Annotated in this window: 18 protein-coding genes; 11 read left to right on the plus strand and 7 right to left on the minus strand. The window is 47.4% G+C overall.

Annotation, left to right across the window (positions count from 1 at the left end; translation table 11 throughout):
- Window positions 1-59: 59 nt before the first annotated feature.
- The gene (locus V5J77_RS02315; RefSeq protein ID WP_338554180.1) at window positions 60-749 is read left to right on the plus strand and encodes a helix-turn-helix domain-containing protein; all 690 of its coding nucleotides are present in this window, start codon (window positions 60-62) and stop codon (window positions 747-749) included.
- Between the two features lie 32 nt (window positions 750-781).
- The gene (locus V5J77_RS02320) at window positions 782-1,624 is read left to right on the plus strand and encodes an IS3 family transposase (RefSeq protein ID WP_338556511.1); all 843 of its coding nucleotides are present in this window, start codon (window positions 782-784) and stop codon (window positions 1,622-1,624) included.
- 155 nt (window positions 1,625-1,779) lie between these two features.
- Here V5J77_RS02320 and ytxJ read toward each other — a convergent pair whose 3' ends face one another.
- Window positions 1,780-2,121, minus strand: a complete 342-nt coding sequence (gene ytxJ / locus V5J77_RS02325; protein ID WP_338554181.1) for a bacillithiol system redox-active protein YtxJ — start codon at window positions 2,119-2,121, stop codon at window positions 1,780-1,782.
- 96 nt (window positions 2,122-2,217) lie between these two features.
- The gene (locus tag V5J77_RS02330) at window positions 2,218-3,705 is read right to left on the minus strand and encodes an MDR family MFS transporter (RefSeq protein WP_338554182.1); all 1,488 of its coding nucleotides are present in this window, start codon (window positions 3,703-3,705) and stop codon (window positions 2,218-2,220) included.
- Between the two features lie 205 nt (window positions 3,706-3,910).
- Between V5J77_RS02330 and V5J77_RS02335 the strand changes: the two genes are divergently transcribed.
- Complete coding sequence (locus tag V5J77_RS02335; RefSeq protein WP_338554183.1) at window positions 3,911-4,822, plus strand: helix-turn-helix domain-containing protein; 912 nt, start codon at window positions 3,911-3,913, stop codon at window positions 4,820-4,822.
- Here V5J77_RS02335 and V5J77_RS02340 read toward each other — a convergent pair.
- Complete coding sequence (locus V5J77_RS02340; RefSeq protein WP_338554184.1) at window positions 4,788-5,798, minus strand: zinc-binding dehydrogenase; 1,011 nt, start codon at window positions 5,796-5,798, stop codon at window positions 4,788-4,790. The genes V5J77_RS02335 and V5J77_RS02340 overlap by 35 nt on opposite strands.
- 134 nt (window positions 5,799-5,932) lie before the next feature.
- On the opposite strand from V5J77_RS02340, the gene V5J77_RS02345 reads away from it, so the two are divergent.
- Window positions 5,933-6,829, plus strand: a complete 897-nt coding sequence (locus V5J77_RS02345; RefSeq protein WP_338554185.1) for a LysR family transcriptional regulator — start codon at window positions 5,933-5,935, stop codon at window positions 6,827-6,829.
- A gap of 175 nt (window positions 6,830-7,004) precedes the next feature.
- Here V5J77_RS02345 and V5J77_RS02350 read toward each other — a convergent pair whose 3' ends face one another.
- The gene (locus V5J77_RS02350) at window positions 7,005-7,835 is read right to left on the minus strand and encodes a TIM barrel protein (protein WP_338554186.1); all 831 of its coding nucleotides are present in this window, start codon (window positions 7,833-7,835) and stop codon (window positions 7,005-7,007) included.
- A gap of 348 nt (window positions 7,836-8,183) precedes the next feature.
- On the opposite strand from V5J77_RS02350, the gene V5J77_RS02355 reads away from it, so the two are divergent.
- The 5 genes from V5J77_RS02355 to V5J77_RS02375 all read left to right on the plus strand — a co-directional run bounded on the left by V5J77_RS02355 (window position 8,184) and on the right by V5J77_RS02375 (window position 12,511).
- Entirely contained in the window at window positions 8,184-9,245 is a 1,062-nt protein-coding gene (locus V5J77_RS02355; protein ID WP_338554187.1) for a stalk domain-containing protein, read from the plus strand.
- A gap of 228 nt (window positions 9,246-9,473) precedes the next feature.
- The gene (locus V5J77_RS02360) at window positions 9,474-9,995 is read left to right on the plus strand and encodes a VanZ family protein (RefSeq protein WP_338554188.1); all 522 of its coding nucleotides are present in this window, start codon (window positions 9,474-9,476) and stop codon (window positions 9,993-9,995) included.
- Between the two features lie 96 nt (window positions 9,996-10,091).
- Window positions 10,092-11,534 carry a nicotinate phosphoribosyltransferase gene (locus V5J77_RS02365; protein WP_338554189.1) on the plus strand — a complete coding sequence of 481 codons (1,443 nt, stop codon included), beginning with the start codon at window positions 10,092-10,094 and terminating at the stop codon, window positions 11,532-11,534.
- A gap of 80 nt (window positions 11,535-11,614) precedes the next feature.
- Window positions 11,615-12,115, plus strand: coding sequence for a translation initiation factor IF-3 (gene infC / locus V5J77_RS02370; protein ID WP_338554190.1), 501 nt, complete (start codon window positions 11,615-11,617; stop codon window positions 12,113-12,115).
- Between the two features lie 93 nt (window positions 12,116-12,208).
- Window positions 12,209-12,511 (plus strand): hypothetical protein, encoded by a 303-nt coding sequence (locus tag V5J77_RS02375; protein ID WP_338554191.1) that lies wholly within the window; start codon window positions 12,209-12,211, stop codon window positions 12,509-12,511.
- A 224-nt stretch (window positions 12,512-12,735) separates the two neighbouring features.
- Here V5J77_RS02375 and V5J77_RS02380 read toward each other — a convergent pair whose 3' ends face one another.
- From V5J77_RS02380 to V5J77_RS02390, 3 genes are all read right to left on the minus strand, one after another.
- Window positions 12,736-13,974 carry a cation:proton antiporter gene (locus tag V5J77_RS02380; RefSeq protein WP_338554192.1) on the minus strand — a complete coding sequence of 413 codons (1,239 nt, stop codon included), beginning with the start codon at window positions 13,972-13,974 and terminating at the stop codon, window positions 12,736-12,738.
- A 2-nt stretch (window positions 13,975-13,976) separates the two neighbouring features.
- Window positions 13,977-14,468 (minus strand): cation:proton antiporter regulatory subunit, encoded by a 492-nt coding sequence (locus V5J77_RS02385; protein ID WP_046229531.1) that lies wholly within the window; start codon window positions 14,466-14,468, stop codon window positions 13,977-13,979.
- A 74-nt stretch (window positions 14,469-14,542) separates the two neighbouring features.
- Window positions 14,543-14,908 carry a hypothetical protein gene (locus V5J77_RS02390; RefSeq protein WP_338554193.1) on the minus strand — a complete coding sequence of 122 codons (366 nt, stop codon included), beginning with the start codon at window positions 14,906-14,908 and terminating at the stop codon, window positions 14,543-14,545.
- Between the two features lie 154 nt (window positions 14,909-15,062).
- Between V5J77_RS02390 and V5J77_RS02395 the strand changes: the two genes are divergently transcribed.
- Both V5J77_RS02395 and V5J77_RS02400 read left to right on the plus strand, forming a co-directional pair.
- Window positions 15,063-15,524 carry a cupin domain-containing protein gene (locus V5J77_RS02395; protein ID WP_046229529.1) on the plus strand — a complete coding sequence of 154 codons (462 nt, stop codon included), beginning with the start codon at window positions 15,063-15,065 and terminating at the stop codon, window positions 15,522-15,524.
- 329 nt (window positions 15,525-15,853) lie between these two features.
- The gene (locus V5J77_RS02400) at window positions 15,854-17,074 is read left to right on the plus strand and encodes an MFS transporter (protein ID WP_338554194.1); all 1,221 of its coding nucleotides are present in this window, start codon (window positions 15,854-15,856) and stop codon (window positions 17,072-17,074) included.
- The last annotated feature ends 78 nt before the right edge of the window (window positions 17,075-17,152 follow it).

The raw sequence follows: 17,152 nt of genomic DNA on the forward strand, positions 1-17,152 counted from the left end.
ATAGTAGACAGTAGAAAAAACAAAAATTTCTACGTCTACTCATGATGGGGGTTTTTCTCATGTCAAAAAGAAGTCCTGTTCCTTTAGAAATCAAACTACAAATTGTACAACGATGTCTGGATTACCGTTCCAACCCAAATGCTGAGGCTAAACACATGAGGGTGAGCCAGGACTCAGTCAAGGATTGGATCAGAAAATATAGCGCACATGGATTGGACGGGTTAACGGAATCGAAAACGTGGAAAACGTATGCCAAGGAATTGAAGCTTGATGCAATCCAGGATGTTGTGTCTGGTCGTTTATCCTTAACTGCCGCAACAGAAAAATATCATATTTCAAGCAGAAGTGTGTTGTCGAAATGGCTAACCAAGTATACTGAGGAGATCAAATGGAAACCTGCGCGTAAAGGGAAAGGACGATCTCCTATGAACAAAGGACGTAAGACAACGCTTGAAGAACGGATTGAAATCGCACAATATACGCTGGCTCATGACTTGGATTATTCAAAAGCGATGGAGAAGTTTGGTGTATCTTATCAACAGGTATATGCATGGGTACGAAAATACCAAGCAGGTCAAGAAGGAGCCCTTCAGGATGGTCGGGGACGTAAAAAGCCTGTAGAAGAACTCGGCGAGCAAGAACGACTCAAGCTACGGATCAAAGAACTAGAAGCCCGAAATGAATACCTAGAGATGGAGAATGCCTTCGCAAAAAAGTTGGCAGAGATCGAGCGACGAAAACCACGTTAACGCTGGTTCGACATGTACAGCGGTATCAAGCGATACAAGAACTATACGTTGAGAAAGGATACGCGATTGCAGCATTATGCGCGTTAGCTAGTGTGGCTCGATCTGCCTACTACAAGTGGTTAAAGTGGACACCTTCTGCCAAAGAACGTGAAGCACGTATGCTTGCTAAAGAAGTGAAGCGTCATTATGAAAAGCGAGATGGGATTTTGGGCTATCGCCAAATGCGAACCCAGTTAAATCGAAAGCTGAACCAGAAGTACAACAAAAAGCGCTATTACCGAATCATGCGTGCGCTGGAGCTAAAAGCAGTCATTCGTAAAAAACGGCCACATTACGTAAGTGCCACAGCGCTCCATGTGGCTGAGAATAAAATGAATCGCGACTTTGATGCCTCTGCTCCAAATGTAAAATGGTCTACGGATGTAACCGAACTGAAATACGGAAATGGGCGTAAAGCGTATTTAAGCGCTGTTATAGATCTGTACGACAACGCCATTGTTTCATGGGTGCTCAGTCATTCCAACAACAATAAACTCGTGATGGATACGCTGAAAAAAGCGTATACCAAAAATCCAGGTGTGTCCCCGATGATCCAGAGTGACAGAGGTTTTCAGTACACGTCCCATGAGTATAAAAGGCTTCAATTGAAGTATGGATTTACGAAGAGCATGTCTCGTGTGGGTCGATGCTTGGATAACCAGCCAATTGAACGATTTTGGGGTACGTATAAGTCAGAAAGTTATTATCTTACGAAGTATGATGCCTATGAGAGCCTATACAGCGCCGTTCGCCGTTATATGAACTACTATAACAACTACCGTTATACGGAATGTCTGGACGGCTTGTCTCCAAATGAATACCGCAGAGCGGTATAACAAAGATACCTTAGCACGTCATCCGAGTTAAGGTATCCATCTGAACTGTTTTTTTGTTTTTTTGACTGTCTACTTGACGGGGAGCACTTCAGAAACAAGCGGCTCGGCTTTTAAGCTTTTGTAAGACAGTTTATCGGGCAGCCTTTACAAGGCAATTAGTCGAGAACAGCCGTAATATGCTCGGATGTGATCGCCCAGTGCGTAGCGCTCCAAACCTTCTCTTGGTTTTGGATAAAAATAATTTGCGGAGACTCGTGCTTAACCGACGTATCTTCAGCAATTTTGTTTGATACAGGGCGGGATTCGATGACCTTTACAAGGACATAATCGGTATTCTGACGCGGATTAGCCTCCAGATAAGCTGTAAATTCGCGGTGCGCGTTCGCGCTGACCGGGCAAGTTGTACTATGCTTGAAAACAACCAGAGCACGATCCTTGGAGCCCTCCAAAGCGGCATCCCATTGCTCTGTTGAATCTATTTCACGATATTGTGTCATTTGTAACACTCCTTTTGTCCGTTAATCAATAATGGATATTAGCTTACTTCCCTTTATTGTAACCTTCTCAGAGCAAAAAGTCATCTTGCCTAGAAATTAATGACCCATCATCATCGCAGGGTCCGGTTTATCCTCCTCTTGCTCGTGATCATCCTTCAGCTGCGGCTTGCGCAGGATGAGACTTAATAATACTCCTGCTGCTGCAATGCCCGCTGATAGGAAGAAGGTATCGCCAAAGGCAAGTGACATATTATCCAGCATGTTGCTGCTAGCGCCAGCCTCGGACATATGAACCGTAAACTGTGACGAAAAATACCCCGTCAGACCAGCAATGGCAAAGGAGGTCACGACCTGCTGGCTAGCTGATGTCAAAGGCGTTACACGGCTGACGAGTCTGCGCGGAGCAGAGTTCAACACATGGGTGTTAAGCGGCATCATGGACATGCCCATCCCCGCTCCCATCATGCCAATTGGGATCATAACGAGACCGATGGGGGTATCCGCCCCAATTTGGGAAAGGGAGAACAAAGCGATTGTAATGATGGATAAACCCGTTAAAGCTAATGGGCGAGCGCCCAGCTTATCGAATAGCTTACCGCTAATCGGCATAAAGATCATTGAGCAGATGGCCATCGGCAAAGTAGTAAGTCCGCTCTCAAGCGCAGAGAACCCGCGAACATTTTGCAGGTACAAAGGAATCATCAGCATGGACCCGAATAAGGCAATTTGTGAAATCCATGATAAAATAATACTGCGAGTAAAATCGGAGGAGCGGAACACGCGCAGCTCCAGCAGCGGTTGTTTTTGCAATAGCTCAACGATAATAAACACAATGAGCGCCGATCCGCCTACAATTAATCCGGTTAAGGTGCGAGTGGAGCCCCAGTCTGTTCCCCCTTCGCTGACACCGAATGCTAGCATAGCGAATGCGATAGGAGCAAGAATCATCCCCAAAATATCGAGCGCAGGAGCTTTCTGACGTTCAAGATTAGGCAGGAATTTATTCCCGACAATTAAAGCGGCAATACCGATGGGCAAATTGATTAGAAAAATCCAGTGCCATGACGCAAAGCCGATCAGCCAGCCGGATAATATCGGGCCAATGGCAGGGGCTAGCAGCATTGGAATTCCGAGCATCCCCATAACAGCGCCGCGTTTACTCGGCGGCGCCATTTTAAAGATCATGGCCATACCGATAGGGGAAACCATGCCGCCGCCAACGCCTTGAATGATTCGAAACAATACAAGCTGCTCAGGCGTTTGTGCCAATGCGCATAGGATGGAGCCTAGTGTGAACAGCGCGATCGTAATAAGAAATATTCGTTTTGCCCCAAATTTATCGGTCATCCATCCGGCAAGCGGGATAACAGCGGATAGAGCCAGCGTATAGCCAGTAATTGCCCACTGAATGGTTTTGAGCGAGCTGTCGAAATACTCTTGCAGGTTAGGAACAGCGACATTGACGACGGTGCTGTCCAAAATAACCATCATCATTCCAATAATGATGGCCAGAAGCGGTGCCAAAATTGATTTGATGGAAAATTCCGCCTCTGAGGCTAATTGTGAAGCATTTGGTGTAGACATTTGTAGGCTCCTCGCCCTCTCTTGGGTTTTGTATACCGATCTGAGCTCAAAGCACCAGTCAGCCTAGCAAGCTGCTCCTTGACGAAGGGGGAGTAAATTGCGTAAAATTGACTAATGATTTCTTTGTAAAACTGATCGGTCACGATAGGCTTTATTTTATCTTTTTTTTGTTGAAAGTCAAATGATTTTGAGAGAAGGGATTTTATTGAGCCTGATTAGAGACAGAATTATTGAGTCTGCCGTCCGTTATTTTATGGAGAAGGGCTATGCTGCAACATCCATTCAGGATATTTCCGATGATTGTGGAATCGCCAAAGGCTCCTTATATAAATATTTTCAGTCGAAGGAAGAACTATTCAAGGAAGTTCACAAAAGTCGGCAGCAGCTGTTGGAAGATCAGCTCGCAGGGATTGTTAAGGAAGAGGGGCTTTCGCCTCGCGAAGTTTTTATGCGGGAAACGGAAGTGACGCTGGAGTTTTTTATGGTCAACAAGTTTATTATGCAGGAAATTAAGGAATTAATTAAAACGAAAAAAGAACTCGCTCCTTTTTTCATCCAAATGAGAACGATGATGTACGACCTTCATAAAAAAAGCCTGCTTCGCCTGCTTGGTGAACAAATAACGCCTCATATTTGGGATATGGTGACGGTATATGGCGGGATTATTAAAGAGTTCAACTTCCTGATGATTTTTGAAAATAGGCCGATACGCATCCCGGATATTGCCCTATTTGTTTTGGAACGGATGGAGGAAATGGCTGCAAATATTTTGGCTAAGCAGGAGAAGCCTATTTTAACGGACGTATTGATGTTCGATAGAATAAGCCCAGGAATGAAGTGCAAACAGATATCGTTTGAAGAGAAGCGCGGCCAATTGCTGGACGCCTTGCTCGCTGTTATTAAGGAGCTAGCGCTTACAGGCTCTAGACGAGCCCAACTCGTCGATGCGACCGAGGCGCTTGCTGAGGAATTTGCACGTGACCAGCCCAAAGTGGTCATTATCCAGGCGCTGCTTGGATTGCTTCAGCAGGAGCATGAGCTTAAGAGCCTCACCCTCCAGCTGGAGAAGTATGTGATGAAGCTCAAGAAGGATCATGTGGCTCCTGGCTCATGCTAATCCCTATGTTGCCGTACTGTTCACCGTCTTTCATGCGTTCAAAGGCCTCTTTGATTTGAGGGAGCCCGTACACGTGATCAATGACAGGGTGCAGCTGGTGCTGCTCCATAAAAGTCAGCATTGCGGCGAATTCCTCGCGGCTGCCCATGGAAGTGCCGATCACACTGACCTGAGGGAAAAATAGCGCCCGGATGGGTATCGTGATTTCATCCCCGGAGCTGGCGCCGAAGGTGACGATGCGTCCGTTCGGCTTGATAACCTCGAAATATTGTCCGAAGGTTGCCGGCCCAATGCTGTCCAGAATTAAATCAACGGCGTGCGGGCCCAAGCTGCGGCGCCAATCGCTATGGCTGTCTAATGCGCTGCTTGCCCCTTGGGCGATAGCCGCCTGCTGCTTGGCTTTACTGCGGGAAGTTACACTTACCGTTGCCCCTGCTGCTAACGCCATCAGCATGGCGAAGGTAGCAACCCCGCCTCCAATTCCCGGGATCAAAACATGCTCGCCCGGCTGCAATTGCCCTTTAGTGAACAGCGCCCTGTAGGCGGTCAAGGCGGATAGGGGCAGTACGCCTGCTTCTTCCCAGCTTAAATAAGCTGGCTTGGGGAAAACATTTGCTGCCGGAACAATGACATATTGGGCAAATGTCCCGTTCGTCGGACCGCCTAATATGCTTGGCACAGCAGGGACCTCGGCCGTTTTTTCCCATTCTAAGCAGGGATGTATAATGACCTCGTCGCCGAGCTTAGCGATTTTGGCATTCGCACCAACCGCCTCTACGATACCAGCCCCGTCCGAGCCGAGAATAAGCGGAGCATCGGCAGCAGTTCGCGCAGCCATTAGGAATAAATCCCGATGATTGATTCCGGCTGCCTTCATTCTTATTTTGACCTCGCCCACACCGGGCAGTAAATTTGCGCCCTCTTCATAATTCAACCCCTCTAATCCACTTGCATTCTTATGTAAAACTGCCTTCATTTTAGCTCCTCCTATCATTAATGGTTGATGAAATACTTAGCTAACCGCATTGTACACAGTGAAAATCATTAGGTAAAATGATTGAATCAGATAGTCGCTATCATAAATAATCATAGTGGAAAAGAGGTGGTGAGATGGAGAGCGGGGATTTGCGAATATTCCGTGCGGTTGCCCGTGAGGGCAGTGCGACGAAGGCGGCTGAATCGCTGAATTATGTGCAATCTAATGTTACAACCCGGATTCAATATTTGGAGTCGGAGTTGGGCCTCCCGCTATTCATTCGCTCCAATCGAGGGATGACATTAACGGAGGCGGGAGAAAATCTTTTGAAATACGCAGACCGTATCTTAGACCTGTTGGAAGAAGCGGCTCGTACAACAAAATATGCTGGCGAGCCAGCGGGGCCGCTGCGAATCGGTTCGATTGAGACGACCGCAGCCACTCATTTGCTCCCCATGCTTACCCACTATCAGTCTGAGTTTCCTGACGTCCAGCTATCGTTAGCTACAGGCAGTACCCATTCGCTCGTGCAAAGGGTTATGAAGGGCGAGCTTGATGGCGCCTTTGTATATGGTCCGATCGAGGAGCGGGGAGTCAGTAGTTTACGGGCATTTTCTGAGGAGCTGGTGCTCATATCGGAAGCTGGAGGTGGCAATATGGGCGATCTGCTAGCGAAGCCGATGCTTTTTTTTGACGTAGGCTGCACGCATCGTGCCAGAGCGGAGCATTTTTTACACGCAAGCGGGCTAACCTTCTATGAAATTCGTGAGTTTGGGACATTGGATTTAATCGTGAAGGGTGTATCGTCAGGCTTTGGCGTCTCTTTGCTGCCCAAATCCTCAATTGCCAAGGCGGAAAGGGAGGGAGTAGTTGCGTCCCATCGACTGCCCGAGGCTTACCGGGAGCTGCCCGTCGAATTTATTTATCGCTCAGACATGTTGGACTCATGCTCATTATTAGGCCTGCTAGCGTTGATTGGAGTAGGGGTGAGGAGAGGTGAAAAAGAATTAGATTATTTAGGAGGCACGTAATCGTTCCCATCATTAAGAAGCCTTTCTCGACCGTTTGGATGACGGTAGGGGAAGGCTTCTTCTATATGCGAGCAGCAACGCTATGTATATTACAAATACGTCATTGCCTATTTAATAAATGAGACAGTTCAGCGGGCAGCCGTTTGCCTGCTTGCTAGCTCTGTATAACGAATGACTAGGCGATATAAGGCTGCACAATCGCTTTCACTCGCTCCAGCCCCTCCCACATATCTCCCGGCCCATCGTAGACGAGCACGTAAGCGCCGTCGAATCCGGATGCTTGTACCTGATCGAGGCAGCGGCGAAGCTCGGCTTGATTGGGATGGCCATGCTCATTATTCATTGCTTTCACATGGATGGAAACGCTGCGCAGAGCCGTGCGGCCAATATCCTCATATTTGGCTGGCCCGCTGAAATTTCCGAAATCGGTAATCATATCAAGCGAAGCGCCTGCCTGCTCCAGCAGCTCCATACAACTGTCGCCCACACTCGTTAGCAATTTAAAGTTTTCGGTTAGGACTTTCACCCTGCGCGCAGCACCATAGTCTACCAGCTTAACCAAAGCTTCAGCAGACTGGCGAATGGCCGCGTGATCGGTTGGCTCCGCTTCCCCGGCGATAATGCGCACCTGCTTGGCGCCGCAAGCTGCCGCTACGTCAATCCATTGCTGCATCAGTTGATAGTCAGCTTCTCGGCGTTTCGCTTCGGGAGATGTAAGATCGCCATAATCGACGAGCAGTGTGTCAAAGGATAGACATGCAGCCGAAAAAGAATCCTTTAGCTGCTCCAAATAGGCCGCATCCGTAGATGGAAAATGGAAATGGCACACCTCGATGGCTTGGTAGCCTTTAGCTGCTGCGACAGCTGGCAGCTCCAGCAGCGTCAGCTCTAAGGGCTGCTCATGATCCGTCGTTTGATGGGTTTGCGTCTCAGCGTCCCAAGACGTCCAATGAAGCGGGCCAAGCAGTCTATGTAGGCTCCAGCTGTTCAGCGATAAATATGACATATAACATCCCGCCTTATCTTTTATGTGAATTACATAATAAGGTTATTGTACCACGCGCAAAATTTGCCGCAAGAGAATTTCCATTTTTCACAAAGCTTTGCTGTGGGCCGCGAGGAGCTAGGACAATAGGGGACAAATGCAATAGAACGCAAGAATATTGTCGAAATCAATCGAATGAGGGGCAAATGCAGACAAAGCCCGAATTTGAATATAAGAGTCGAGGCCCTTGCTGCTGCCTCTGATATAAGCGATGATTTTAGGAAAAGCACGGTTTCCCTGTAGCTTGCTGCGGGCTAAGCCTTTTCCAAGCGAGGGAGCCGGGCGAGGAATGGAGTGAACGACTAATCTATGAAAACACTTAAATCGGCTATGCTTCTCGGACTTATGCTTTGTCTGCTGCTGCCTTACACGGCCTTAGCAGAGGGCGGTTCCAGCGGTTCCAGTTCCAATCAAGTGATTAATGCCAAGCCGCTTATCGTCGATCTGGCCTTTGATGGGCAGAAGCTGGCGCTGCCAAGCGGGCAGTATGTGTTTGTATATAAGAGCCGGACTTATGTTCCAGTTAGATTCGTCTCTTATGCGCTACAGAAGACAGTGAAATGGAGTAGCGAATCGGCGACGGTAACCGTAGCTGAGCCAACGGCGGAGGAAGCATCGGCATTGAAAGAGCAGCTTGCGGGCATGCTTGCCAATAAAGCCGATAATGCGGAGGTGTCTGCCGCACCAGCTTTGCTTCGCCTTGCTCCAGTACAAGCAGCCTTCGTATTTGAAGGGAAGGAGCAGGACTTGCCCGTAAATCAGTCGGCTTTTTATTATAAAGGCTCGATTTATGTGCCTATTCGCTTTATGGCGGAAGCATTAGACGCTACGATCAAGTGGGACAGCACTGGCGCTGTAACAGGGGAAACCGCCGCATATCAGCAGGAAAAGGCGGAGGCTGACGGCAGTGAAGGAGGCGGAGTAGACTCAGCGGTCAGCGGCGGTACTCAGCCGGGTACTGCTGAAGGCAACCAAACAGGCATAGGCGGAAGCGGCCAGCCAAGCACAGGCGGAAGCACTCAGCCTGGAAGCGGCGGCGGAATAATCGACAATACGCCGAAGCTGGCGTATGAGGTCATTACAAGCGAGGCGGAAGCCAAGCTTGAAACGCTCAAAAACGAAGCTACCTCAACGCTGACGAATTTGTATATGGCATTTGTGGGAGCGCGGGATGAAGCGACTAAGGAGCAGGTGAAGCTGCAAGCAAAGACAGAGGTTGCCCGAATTAATAGTGATTTTGAAGCGATATTAGCGGATACGTCAGCGAGGTTGACGGCAAACGGGCACAGCACAGCCGTTATTGCAGAGTACCGCGCCGCATTTGAGAAGGATTTGGCGACTGTGCTTTCCTATGCTGAATCGTTGGCATAATGCCCTGTATGAAGCAAGCAGCTTTTTTTAAAGCGGGCAGGTCGCTGCGGCCGATTTATAGTTAATCGTTGAAAAGCTCCCCGGTTCACTGCGGGGGCTTTTCGTTTATTTTTTTAAAAGCATTGCGTTAGCAAGTTGTAGCTAGGAATGTAAATTTGATACAATTAGGATCAATTATGAAACATTTTGTTTCGAAAGAGCAGAATGAAGGGATAGGAGCTGATCAAGGTGGAAACTAGGAGCAACCGTTATATAATAGGGATATGGCTTGTTATTTTGGCCGCTTGGATTTTGTTTGTGTTTCATCTCTCCTCGCAGTCCTTTGACCAGCAGACGATAAGGCCGAAGCTGCAAGCTTGGATTGGGAAGGAGCAGCTGATCCGCCTGTTGCCTGATTTATCCATTACGTATTTAGGCAAGACGATTGAGGCCAAAACGAACCCGTATCATTTTGTTGAATTTATTTTTCGCAAGAGCGCCCATCTGTTCGTTTATGCTATGCTAGGAGCAATCTGGTTTATGCTGCTGCGGGTCGTCATGAAGGGTCGTTTGCTTGCGCCGGCGATGCTGTCGATTGTTGCGGCGGTGAGTTTGGCGGCGCTTGATGAGCGCAATCAGTTAACCAGTCTGAACCGGACGGGCAACCGTATGGATGTGGTCGTTGATTTTACAGGAGCGTGCATCGGAATTGCGGTGTGCTTGCTGCTGCTGGCAATGGTAAAGCTGTTTTTCAGAAAAGGAAGGCGATAGCCGTTTCACTTAGGCAGCACCGCTGTTCATCAGGCCTGGACAATCCTTCTTCACAGCCCCTGTCAGACATCATTTAGAACGGAGTGACTTGTGTCTGTGAATAACGCAAACTTAACGCTGCATACGGATAAATATCAGATCAACATGATGTATGCGCATTGGAAAAATGGAACGGCAGATACGCCGGCAGTATTCGAGGCGTATTTCCGCAAGCTACCTTTTGGCAATGGATATGCTGTATTTGCGGGACTTGAACGCATAGTGAAATATATGGAAGAGCTGTGCTTTGGCGAAGAGGAGCTTGCCTACTTGGCTGAGCAGGAGGAGCAGTACGAGCCCGCTTTTCTCGAACGGCTGCGACAGTTTCGCTTCAACGGCAGTATGTATGCGATGGAGGAAGGCACGATCGTATTCGCTAATGAGCCGCTTATTCGCGTAGAGGGTACGATATTTGAATCGCAGCTTATTGAGACGGCGCTGCTGAACTTTATGAATTATCAGACGCTGATTGCGACGAAGGCCTCGCGTATTGTGCAGGTCGCGGACGGCGATACGCTGCTGGAGTTTGGGACAAGGCGGGCGCAGGAGGCGGATGCCGCCGTCTGGGGCGCGCGTGCCGCTTATATCGCCGGCTTCCATGCGACGTCCAATATGCGCGCGGGAATGCTGTTCGGCATCCCGGCTAAAGGGACGCATGCCCACTCCTGGGTGCAGGGGCATGATACCGAGGAGGAGGCCTTCATGAAATATGCCGAGGCGCTGCCGGATCAGGTAACGCTGCTCGTCGATACGTACGATACGCTGGAAAGCGGCGTGCCGAATGCGATTAAGACCGCTCGTTGGTTGGAGAGCCAAGGCAAGCAGCTCAGCGCGATTCGCCTCGACAGCGGCGACCTCGCGCTATTGTCCAAGGAGGCGCGCAAGCAGCTGGATGCTGCGGGGCTGCCGCATGTGAAGATCGTGGCATCGAATGATCTCGATGAGACGCTGATCTTTAACCTCAAGGCGCAGGGGGCGCGCATTGATACGTGGGGTGTGGGCACGCAGCTGATTACCGCTGCGGACCAGCCTTCGCTGGGCGGCGTATACAAGCTGACCGCTCGCTGGAAGGACGGGCGTTACGTGCCCGTCATCAAGCTGTCTGCGAATCCCGAGAAGGTGACGACGCCGGGGCGCAAGGATGTATTCCGTATCCGCAACCTGAATACGGGGAAGGCGCGTGCCGATTATATTGCATTACGCGGCGAGGAAGAGAAGCCGGATGGCAGCAGGCTGAAGCTGTTTGATCCGCTGCACCCGTATTTGTACAAATACGTGAACGGCTATGAGGCTGTTCCGCTGCTGAAATGTATTTTCGACAAGGGCAGCCTCGTATATGAGCTGCCGTCCCTTGCGCAGGTTAGGCAGTTTCATCAGGAGCAGCTGAGCAGCTTTCTGCCGGAAGTGAAGCGCAAGCTGAACCCGGAATTTTACCCGATTCATTTAAGCGAGAAAACGTGGCAGATGAAGATGGATTTGATTCAGCAGCATCAAGAGTAGCAGCGCGATTAGCTGTATCATGAGCTGCGATTAGCTGGACGACTAAAATAGAACAGAGCAGCAGAAAGAAGGTTGTTACGATGCTGATGAATGAGAAAATCAAAGCCTCTGAGGTAGAGCTGACTGGACTAAACGGCGAGCCGCTTGGTGTCGTTTCCCGCGCCGAGGCACTCGCGCTGGCAAAGCAGCACAAGGCAGATCTCGTATGCTTGTCTATAATGAGCAGTCCACCGCCCTGCAAGCTGATGGGACGCGGTACTGCGAAGCAGGAGGCTATTCAGGCCAAACGGCAGGAGAAGGCGCAAGGCCAGCCATTTAAGGTGAAGGAGCTGCGTCTTGGTGTAGATATTGAGCAGCATGATTATGATACGAAGCACCGCCAGGCAGCGAAGCTGCTGGAATCGGGGAACGCCGTACAGCTCGTCGTGCGTGTTCAAGGCAATAAGCAGGGGGTCGAGGGCAAAACGCTGCTGGAGCGCCTGCTCGCCGATTTGAAAGGGCAAGGCAAGCCACAGTCCGGCATTCAAGTAAGCGGCAAGCAGGTCATGGTGCAGATGAATCCGCTGGGGAACGGCGCATAATCGCTCTATACGCATATTTTGGGATGCTCAGCGCATAAAAATCGGTTATAGTAAAAGCATACAGAGCCAAATACTAACACAGAGGTGATTTTAATGTCATTAAAAACACGTATTCAAGAGCTTAAAGCTCAGCTTCCGAAGGAACATCAGGAATTATCCCATTATGTAGAGCATGCTCTGCAGGCGTTGGAGAGCTTTGAAGCGGAGCACCGTCGTATCGCTGCTACGCAGGCTGTAGCTGGCGTGAAAATTTCAGGGGCAGAGGAAGTTGTTTTTTATGACACAATTTCCAGAATCAAGGAAGAGCTTGTAAACACGTTGCAGAAGACAGTAGAGGACTTCGTTCATAAAGGCGACAAAAATTGGAGCAAAAACTTTAAAGATGGCATCGACTAGCGTGCTTATTTTAAAGTAATCGGATACACAAGCAAAAACGACTTCATCGTCCTTCTAGGACGCGAAGAGCTTTGTCGATGAAATATAAGCCCATTTATACGAGAAAACTTATAAATTCTTATATTTCAAAAAAAAAAGCAAGCCTGCCTTGACCCGCGAAAATAACACTTCGTCGGTTGAGGCAGGCTTGTTAATTATTTAGGCTGCATATGCAGACACGTCGTTTAATTGGACACGTCCGGCTCTTTGAGTGGTTCTTTGTCTTTAGCCTTCTTGTGATCAAAGCGGAATACTTTGTTCATACCGTTGTAGATGAGCTTGGATTCCTTGGTGAGCAATGGTCCCAAAATCGCAAGCAGTAAGACATACAAGGCTGCGAATGGCTGAAGCAATTCCATCAATCCCCCGGCTTTGCCGAGATTCGCCATAATGATCGAAAATTCGCCACGCGAGACGATCGTCAGTCCGATATTCGCGGAAGCTTTAGGCGAGAGGCCTGCGCTTTTACCCGCAAGCATGCCTGCAAGCACGTTCCCGAACAGCGTAATGGCAACCGCACCTAGCGATAGCCATACCGCGCCTCCAAGCGCTGTTGGATCAATCGTTAGACCGAAGCTGAAGAAGAAAATAGCGCCGAAGAAATCACGGAACGGTAAAATCAGATGCTCGATCCGTTTCATATGAGCGGTTTCGGCAAGTACGAGTCCAACGAGCAGGGCACCGATCGCTTCTGCGACGTGAATCGTTTCGGAGAAGCCTGCAACGAGGAACAGGGCGCCAAAGATCAGCAGAAGAAACAACTCATTCGAGCGGATATTTAATACTTTGTTCAACAGAGGAACAGCTTTGCGACCAACTACGAGAACAAGGAGCATAAATCCAAGCGCATAGGATGCGGAGAGGAGTACACCGCCAACCGAGCTGGAGCCGCTGAGTACAAGCCCGGAGAGGATGGAAATATACACAGCGAGGAAAACATCCTCGAACATAATAATGCCGAGAATCATCTCGGTTTCACGATTCGCGGTTCGCTTCAAGTCCACAAGCACCTTCGCAACGATGGCGCTTGATGAAATCGTTGTAATACCGGCCATTATGAGCGTTTCCTCAAGCGGGAAGCCTAGGGAGAAGCCATAAACAAGTCCAAGCGTGAAATTGATAATAATATAAATGGTACCGCCTACGGCGATGCTTTTACCTGATTTCATCAGACGTCCGACCGAAAATTCCAGACCGAGATAGAAGAGCAGGAACAATACGCCTAATCGGCCGAGAAATTCAATGAAGGGGGCGCTTTCGATAAAGCGGAAATCGAAAACGCCGAATTTTGGAGCATGTGGCCCCACAGCCATCCCGATCAAAATATAAAACGGTATGACTGAAAATTTTACTTTATTTGCTAGTAAGCCGACTAGGGCAATCAAAGTGACGGCGAGACCAATCTCCAGCACCAGATGATCCATAATTAACGGCTCCCATTCACGAGCAATTGCTTAAGCGTCTTAAGATGCGGGCGTTCACCTGCAACAATCAGTGTAGAGTCGGCTTTGAAAATATAATCCGGACCCGGATTAATATGCTTGCCATCTTTATCAATCGCGGCGATAATCGTCGTCCCCGTCCGCTTACGGATATCCGAACCCCCGATTGTTTTGCCTACGCAGCTTGCGCCGGCTTCGACTTTATACCACTCAATGGTCAAATCGTCGAGCGCGACTTCAATCGTCTCAAGCGCCTTCGGCGTGTAGGTCATTCCTCCAATAATGGCAGCAACCTGACGGGCCTCCTCGTCATCCATGGATACCATGGAAATGCTGTCATCTGGATCATCGTATTCAAAATGGTACATTTCTCTTCTTCCGTCATCATGGATGACGACAACGAGCTTGTCGCCGCCTCTCGTCTCCATTTGATACTTACGTCCAATGCCTGGTAAATCCGATTCTCTAATATTCATTTTCGCCAGCTCCTATATTGTGAGTTTGTGTAGTTATCGCAATAGGACGGATACGTATAATGCTGGCAAACGAACTATATAAAGCTTCCGGTGAATTTAACAGGCATCAAAAATAAATCCTTTAAATGCTGCGGTATAAAGGCACGGCGAATAGATAGTGGGATCAGCCGCTGCTTTCGGCATGCGAGCAAGCCTAAAATGAGGGTGATGCCTACAAGCGTTGTCTGGGAAAGCTGCTTCAAAATGCCGGAATGATATCGGATCGCCACACCATGATGATCGCCTGCTGCAATCGTTAATTGATCGGAGGGAGATTTTAATTCGGGCAGATCCTCCGCTTGATAAGCAAATAGTAAGGCTGTACATAGCAAGGCTAATATGATCAGGCCTTTCACTAGCCGGCTTTGCCTTGCCAACTGCTGCAAAACATCGTTGTTCATCTGTTCACCCCCTGTCTCTTATTACTATTATAAATGATTGTAGGCCGAATGTCACAAGGCTGCCGCGAAAGGTATTGACGTTGTCCCAAGTGTTGGATACACTGGGGGAATTAAATGAAATAAGCATTTTTTCCAGCTGGAAGGAGACTGAATGATGAGTGAAGCGAACAAGGCGATTTCGCCGTTAGTTGAAGCGTTGGGCTTAAAACCGCATGTAGAGGGCGGTTGGTATAAAGAATTGTGGAAGGCTTCCTTCCAAATTCCGCAGGAGCTGCTTGGTGAGGCTTATTCTGGACCGCGTGCCGCAGCATCCTCGATTTATTTTTTATTGCATCCGCATGAGATGTCAGATTGGCATAAAGTACTATCTGATGAGCTGTGGATTTGGCATTCGGGCGGCCCAATTACGCTCTCACTAGGCGGCACGGCAGACGATCCAACGCTCAGAAAGGAAATTATTGTAGGCGGCGATGTGCTGAACGGTCAGCAGCCGCAAGCGGTAGTGCCGGCAGGCGAGTGGCAAATGTCGCAGCCGATTGGCGATGAGCCATCGCTGTTCTCCTGTATTGTTTCTCCGGGGTTCCATTATGATGATTTCCAATTAATTAAACGTTAATCCAAACTTTCAAACGTCTTTATAAAAATTTGCTTCAAAAAGCTTATAGAGATGTCGAGGAGCCCAGGTCATTTACACGACCTGGTTTTTTTATTTAATTCGAATCAGAAAAATGAAAATTTGAGGAAGTTACCTTCATAGCTCTCGTAGAGGAGACGACGAAATATTGGTAGGCACTCATCACAAGTACCTATAAAAATAGTTGTAAAAATTAAGTGATTATGATAAAAGTATTAATGGAATAAAAATACACAAAAAATAATTAAAGGTGTATAAATGTGAGGATTTTCAAAAAGGATGAGGTTCTCTTTATCTAAATGGAGGAAGTTATGAATCATATGAAATGCGAGCATAAGATATCCATTTTCTTCGTTTCTCTGTTTGTATTATTTGAGTTATTTAGAAGCTTCTTTCAAGCTATATACTCTGTATATTACTTAGATAGAGGACTAACTATCGGAGATGTTAGTTCGGTAAAATCATTCCAGATCGTTGCTCTATTAATATTTGCTTTGCCCGCGGGTTACTTATCAGATCGTTTTGGGCGTCTTAAGGTGCTATCATTATCCGCTTTGACAATGGCAATTAGCTTCTTATTATTAGCAAATTCATATAATTATAGCAGCTTTGCTGTCGCTGAGTTTGTTTATGGTATGGGTTTTGCTTTTTCATCAGGCACGCTTCTTTCGTACACAAATCAATACCAACAAGAGCATAATGTTAGAATTAAGCCGAGTATTATGGGCTATACAATCTCGTTATCAAGCTTATTCACTTTTATTAGCGGGAGTGTAGGAGCTTATCTATATAAGCATAGCATAGAAATTCCATTTATTTTAAGCTTCGCTGGGATGTTCTCGTACCCTATTATTATTTATATATTGTTAAAGCTATTAGGATTTAAAGATAATAGAGCGAATGTATTGGATAAAAGCGTGAATAAAGACGTGAAGAAAAATAAATTTGAAAGTATATCTGAAATAAAGAAACCGGAATTTTTCCTGTATTTATTGTGCTCCATTCTATTTGTAGGCGGGTCACAGTTTATTTATCAATATTGGTCTGTTTTTTTTATTGTCCAAAATGGTTTTAACTCAAACCTAGCGTATGCCTGCACAACGGTATCTTCCATTCTTGGTGGTGTAATCTTTGCTCGATTTTTATCTAAAAAAAGCATTTTTGTTTCTATTTTAATCATTTGTTTAGTTCTATCACTGCCATTATTTTTGATGAACGAGAAATATTCGGCTGTCTCGCTGCTATTTTTCACGATTTCGCAAGTAGGTCGTGGGATGATATTCAGTCTATTCATAAGATTAGGTAATGATATTGCTTTTCTTTTTGTAAATAAATCTTTTATGTTTCAAATAGTTAGTGTACTTACTCAGTTATTTACTATATCCTCTCTGTTGATCATTCCAAAACTACTAAATCAAACAAATATGATAGCTATGTTTCATTATACGGCTATTGTATATGTATTATTGATCCCATCCCTCCTACTAACGTATAGAAAAATAAATCCAGGCTATCATCTAAAAGAAAATTAAATACAGCCAAAAAGAGATTGCTCCAGGGGCAATTTTCTTTTTGGCTGTATTTCGTTTATTTCTAACGATCTACGCACG

The sequence above is a fragment of the Paenibacillus sp. KS-LC4 genome (genome assembly GCF_036894955.1).
GTDB lineage: Bacteria > Bacillota > Bacilli > Paenibacillales > Paenibacillaceae > Pristimantibacillus.

Bases quoted from the DNA above. Each gene is read 5' to 3' on its own strand.
- V5J77_RS02390 (WP_338554193.1), bottom strand. From the start codon at position 14,908: ATGAACAACGATGTTTTGCAGCAGTTGGCAAGGCAAAGCCGGCTAGTG.
- V5J77_RS02355 (WP_338554187.1), top strand. From the start codon at position 8,184: ATGAAAACACTTAAATCGGCTATGCTTCTCGGACTTATGCTTTGTCTG.
- V5J77_RS02395 (WP_046229529.1), top strand. From the start codon at position 15,063: ATGAGTGAAGCGAACAAGGCGATTTCGCCGTTAGTTGAAGCGTTGGGC.
- V5J77_RS02315 (WP_338554180.1), top strand. From the start codon at position 60: ATGTCAAAAAGAAGTCCTGTTCCTTTAGAAATCAAACTACAAATTGTA.
- V5J77_RS02380 (WP_338554192.1), bottom strand. From the start codon at position 13,974: ATGGATCATCTGGTGCTGGAGATTGGTCTCGCCGTCACTTTGATTGCC.
- V5J77_RS02385 (WP_046229531.1), bottom strand. From the start codon at position 14,468: ATGAATATTAGAGAATCGGATTTACCAGGCATTGGACGTAAGTATCAA.
- V5J77_RS02345 (WP_338554185.1), top strand. From the start codon at position 5,933: ATGGAGAGCGGGGATTTGCGAATATTCCGTGCGGTTGCCCGTGAGGGC.
- infC (WP_338554190.1), top strand. From the start codon at position 11,615: ATGCTGATGAATGAGAAAATCAAAGCCTCTGAGGTAGAGCTGACTGGA.
- V5J77_RS02330 (WP_338554182.1), bottom strand. From the start codon at position 3,705: ATGTCTACACCAAATGCTTCACAATTAGCCTCAGAGGCGGAATTTTCC.
- V5J77_RS02350 (WP_338554186.1), bottom strand. From the start codon at position 7,835: ATGTCATATTTATCGCTGAACAGCTGGAGCCTACATAGACTGCTTGGC.
- V5J77_RS02340 (WP_338554184.1), bottom strand. From the start codon at position 5,798: ATGAAGGCAGTTTTACATAAGAATGCAAGTGGATTAGAGGGGTTGAAT.
- V5J77_RS02375 (WP_338554191.1), top strand. From the start codon at position 12,209: ATGTCATTAAAAACACGTATTCAAGAGCTTAAAGCTCAGCTTCCGAAG.
- ytxJ (WP_338554181.1), bottom strand. From the start codon at position 2,121: ATGACACAATATCGTGAAATAGATTCAACAGAGCAATGGGATGCCGCT.
- V5J77_RS02400 (WP_338554194.1), top strand. From the start codon at position 15,854: ATGAATCATATGAAATGCGAGCATAAGATATCCATTTTCTTCGTTTCT.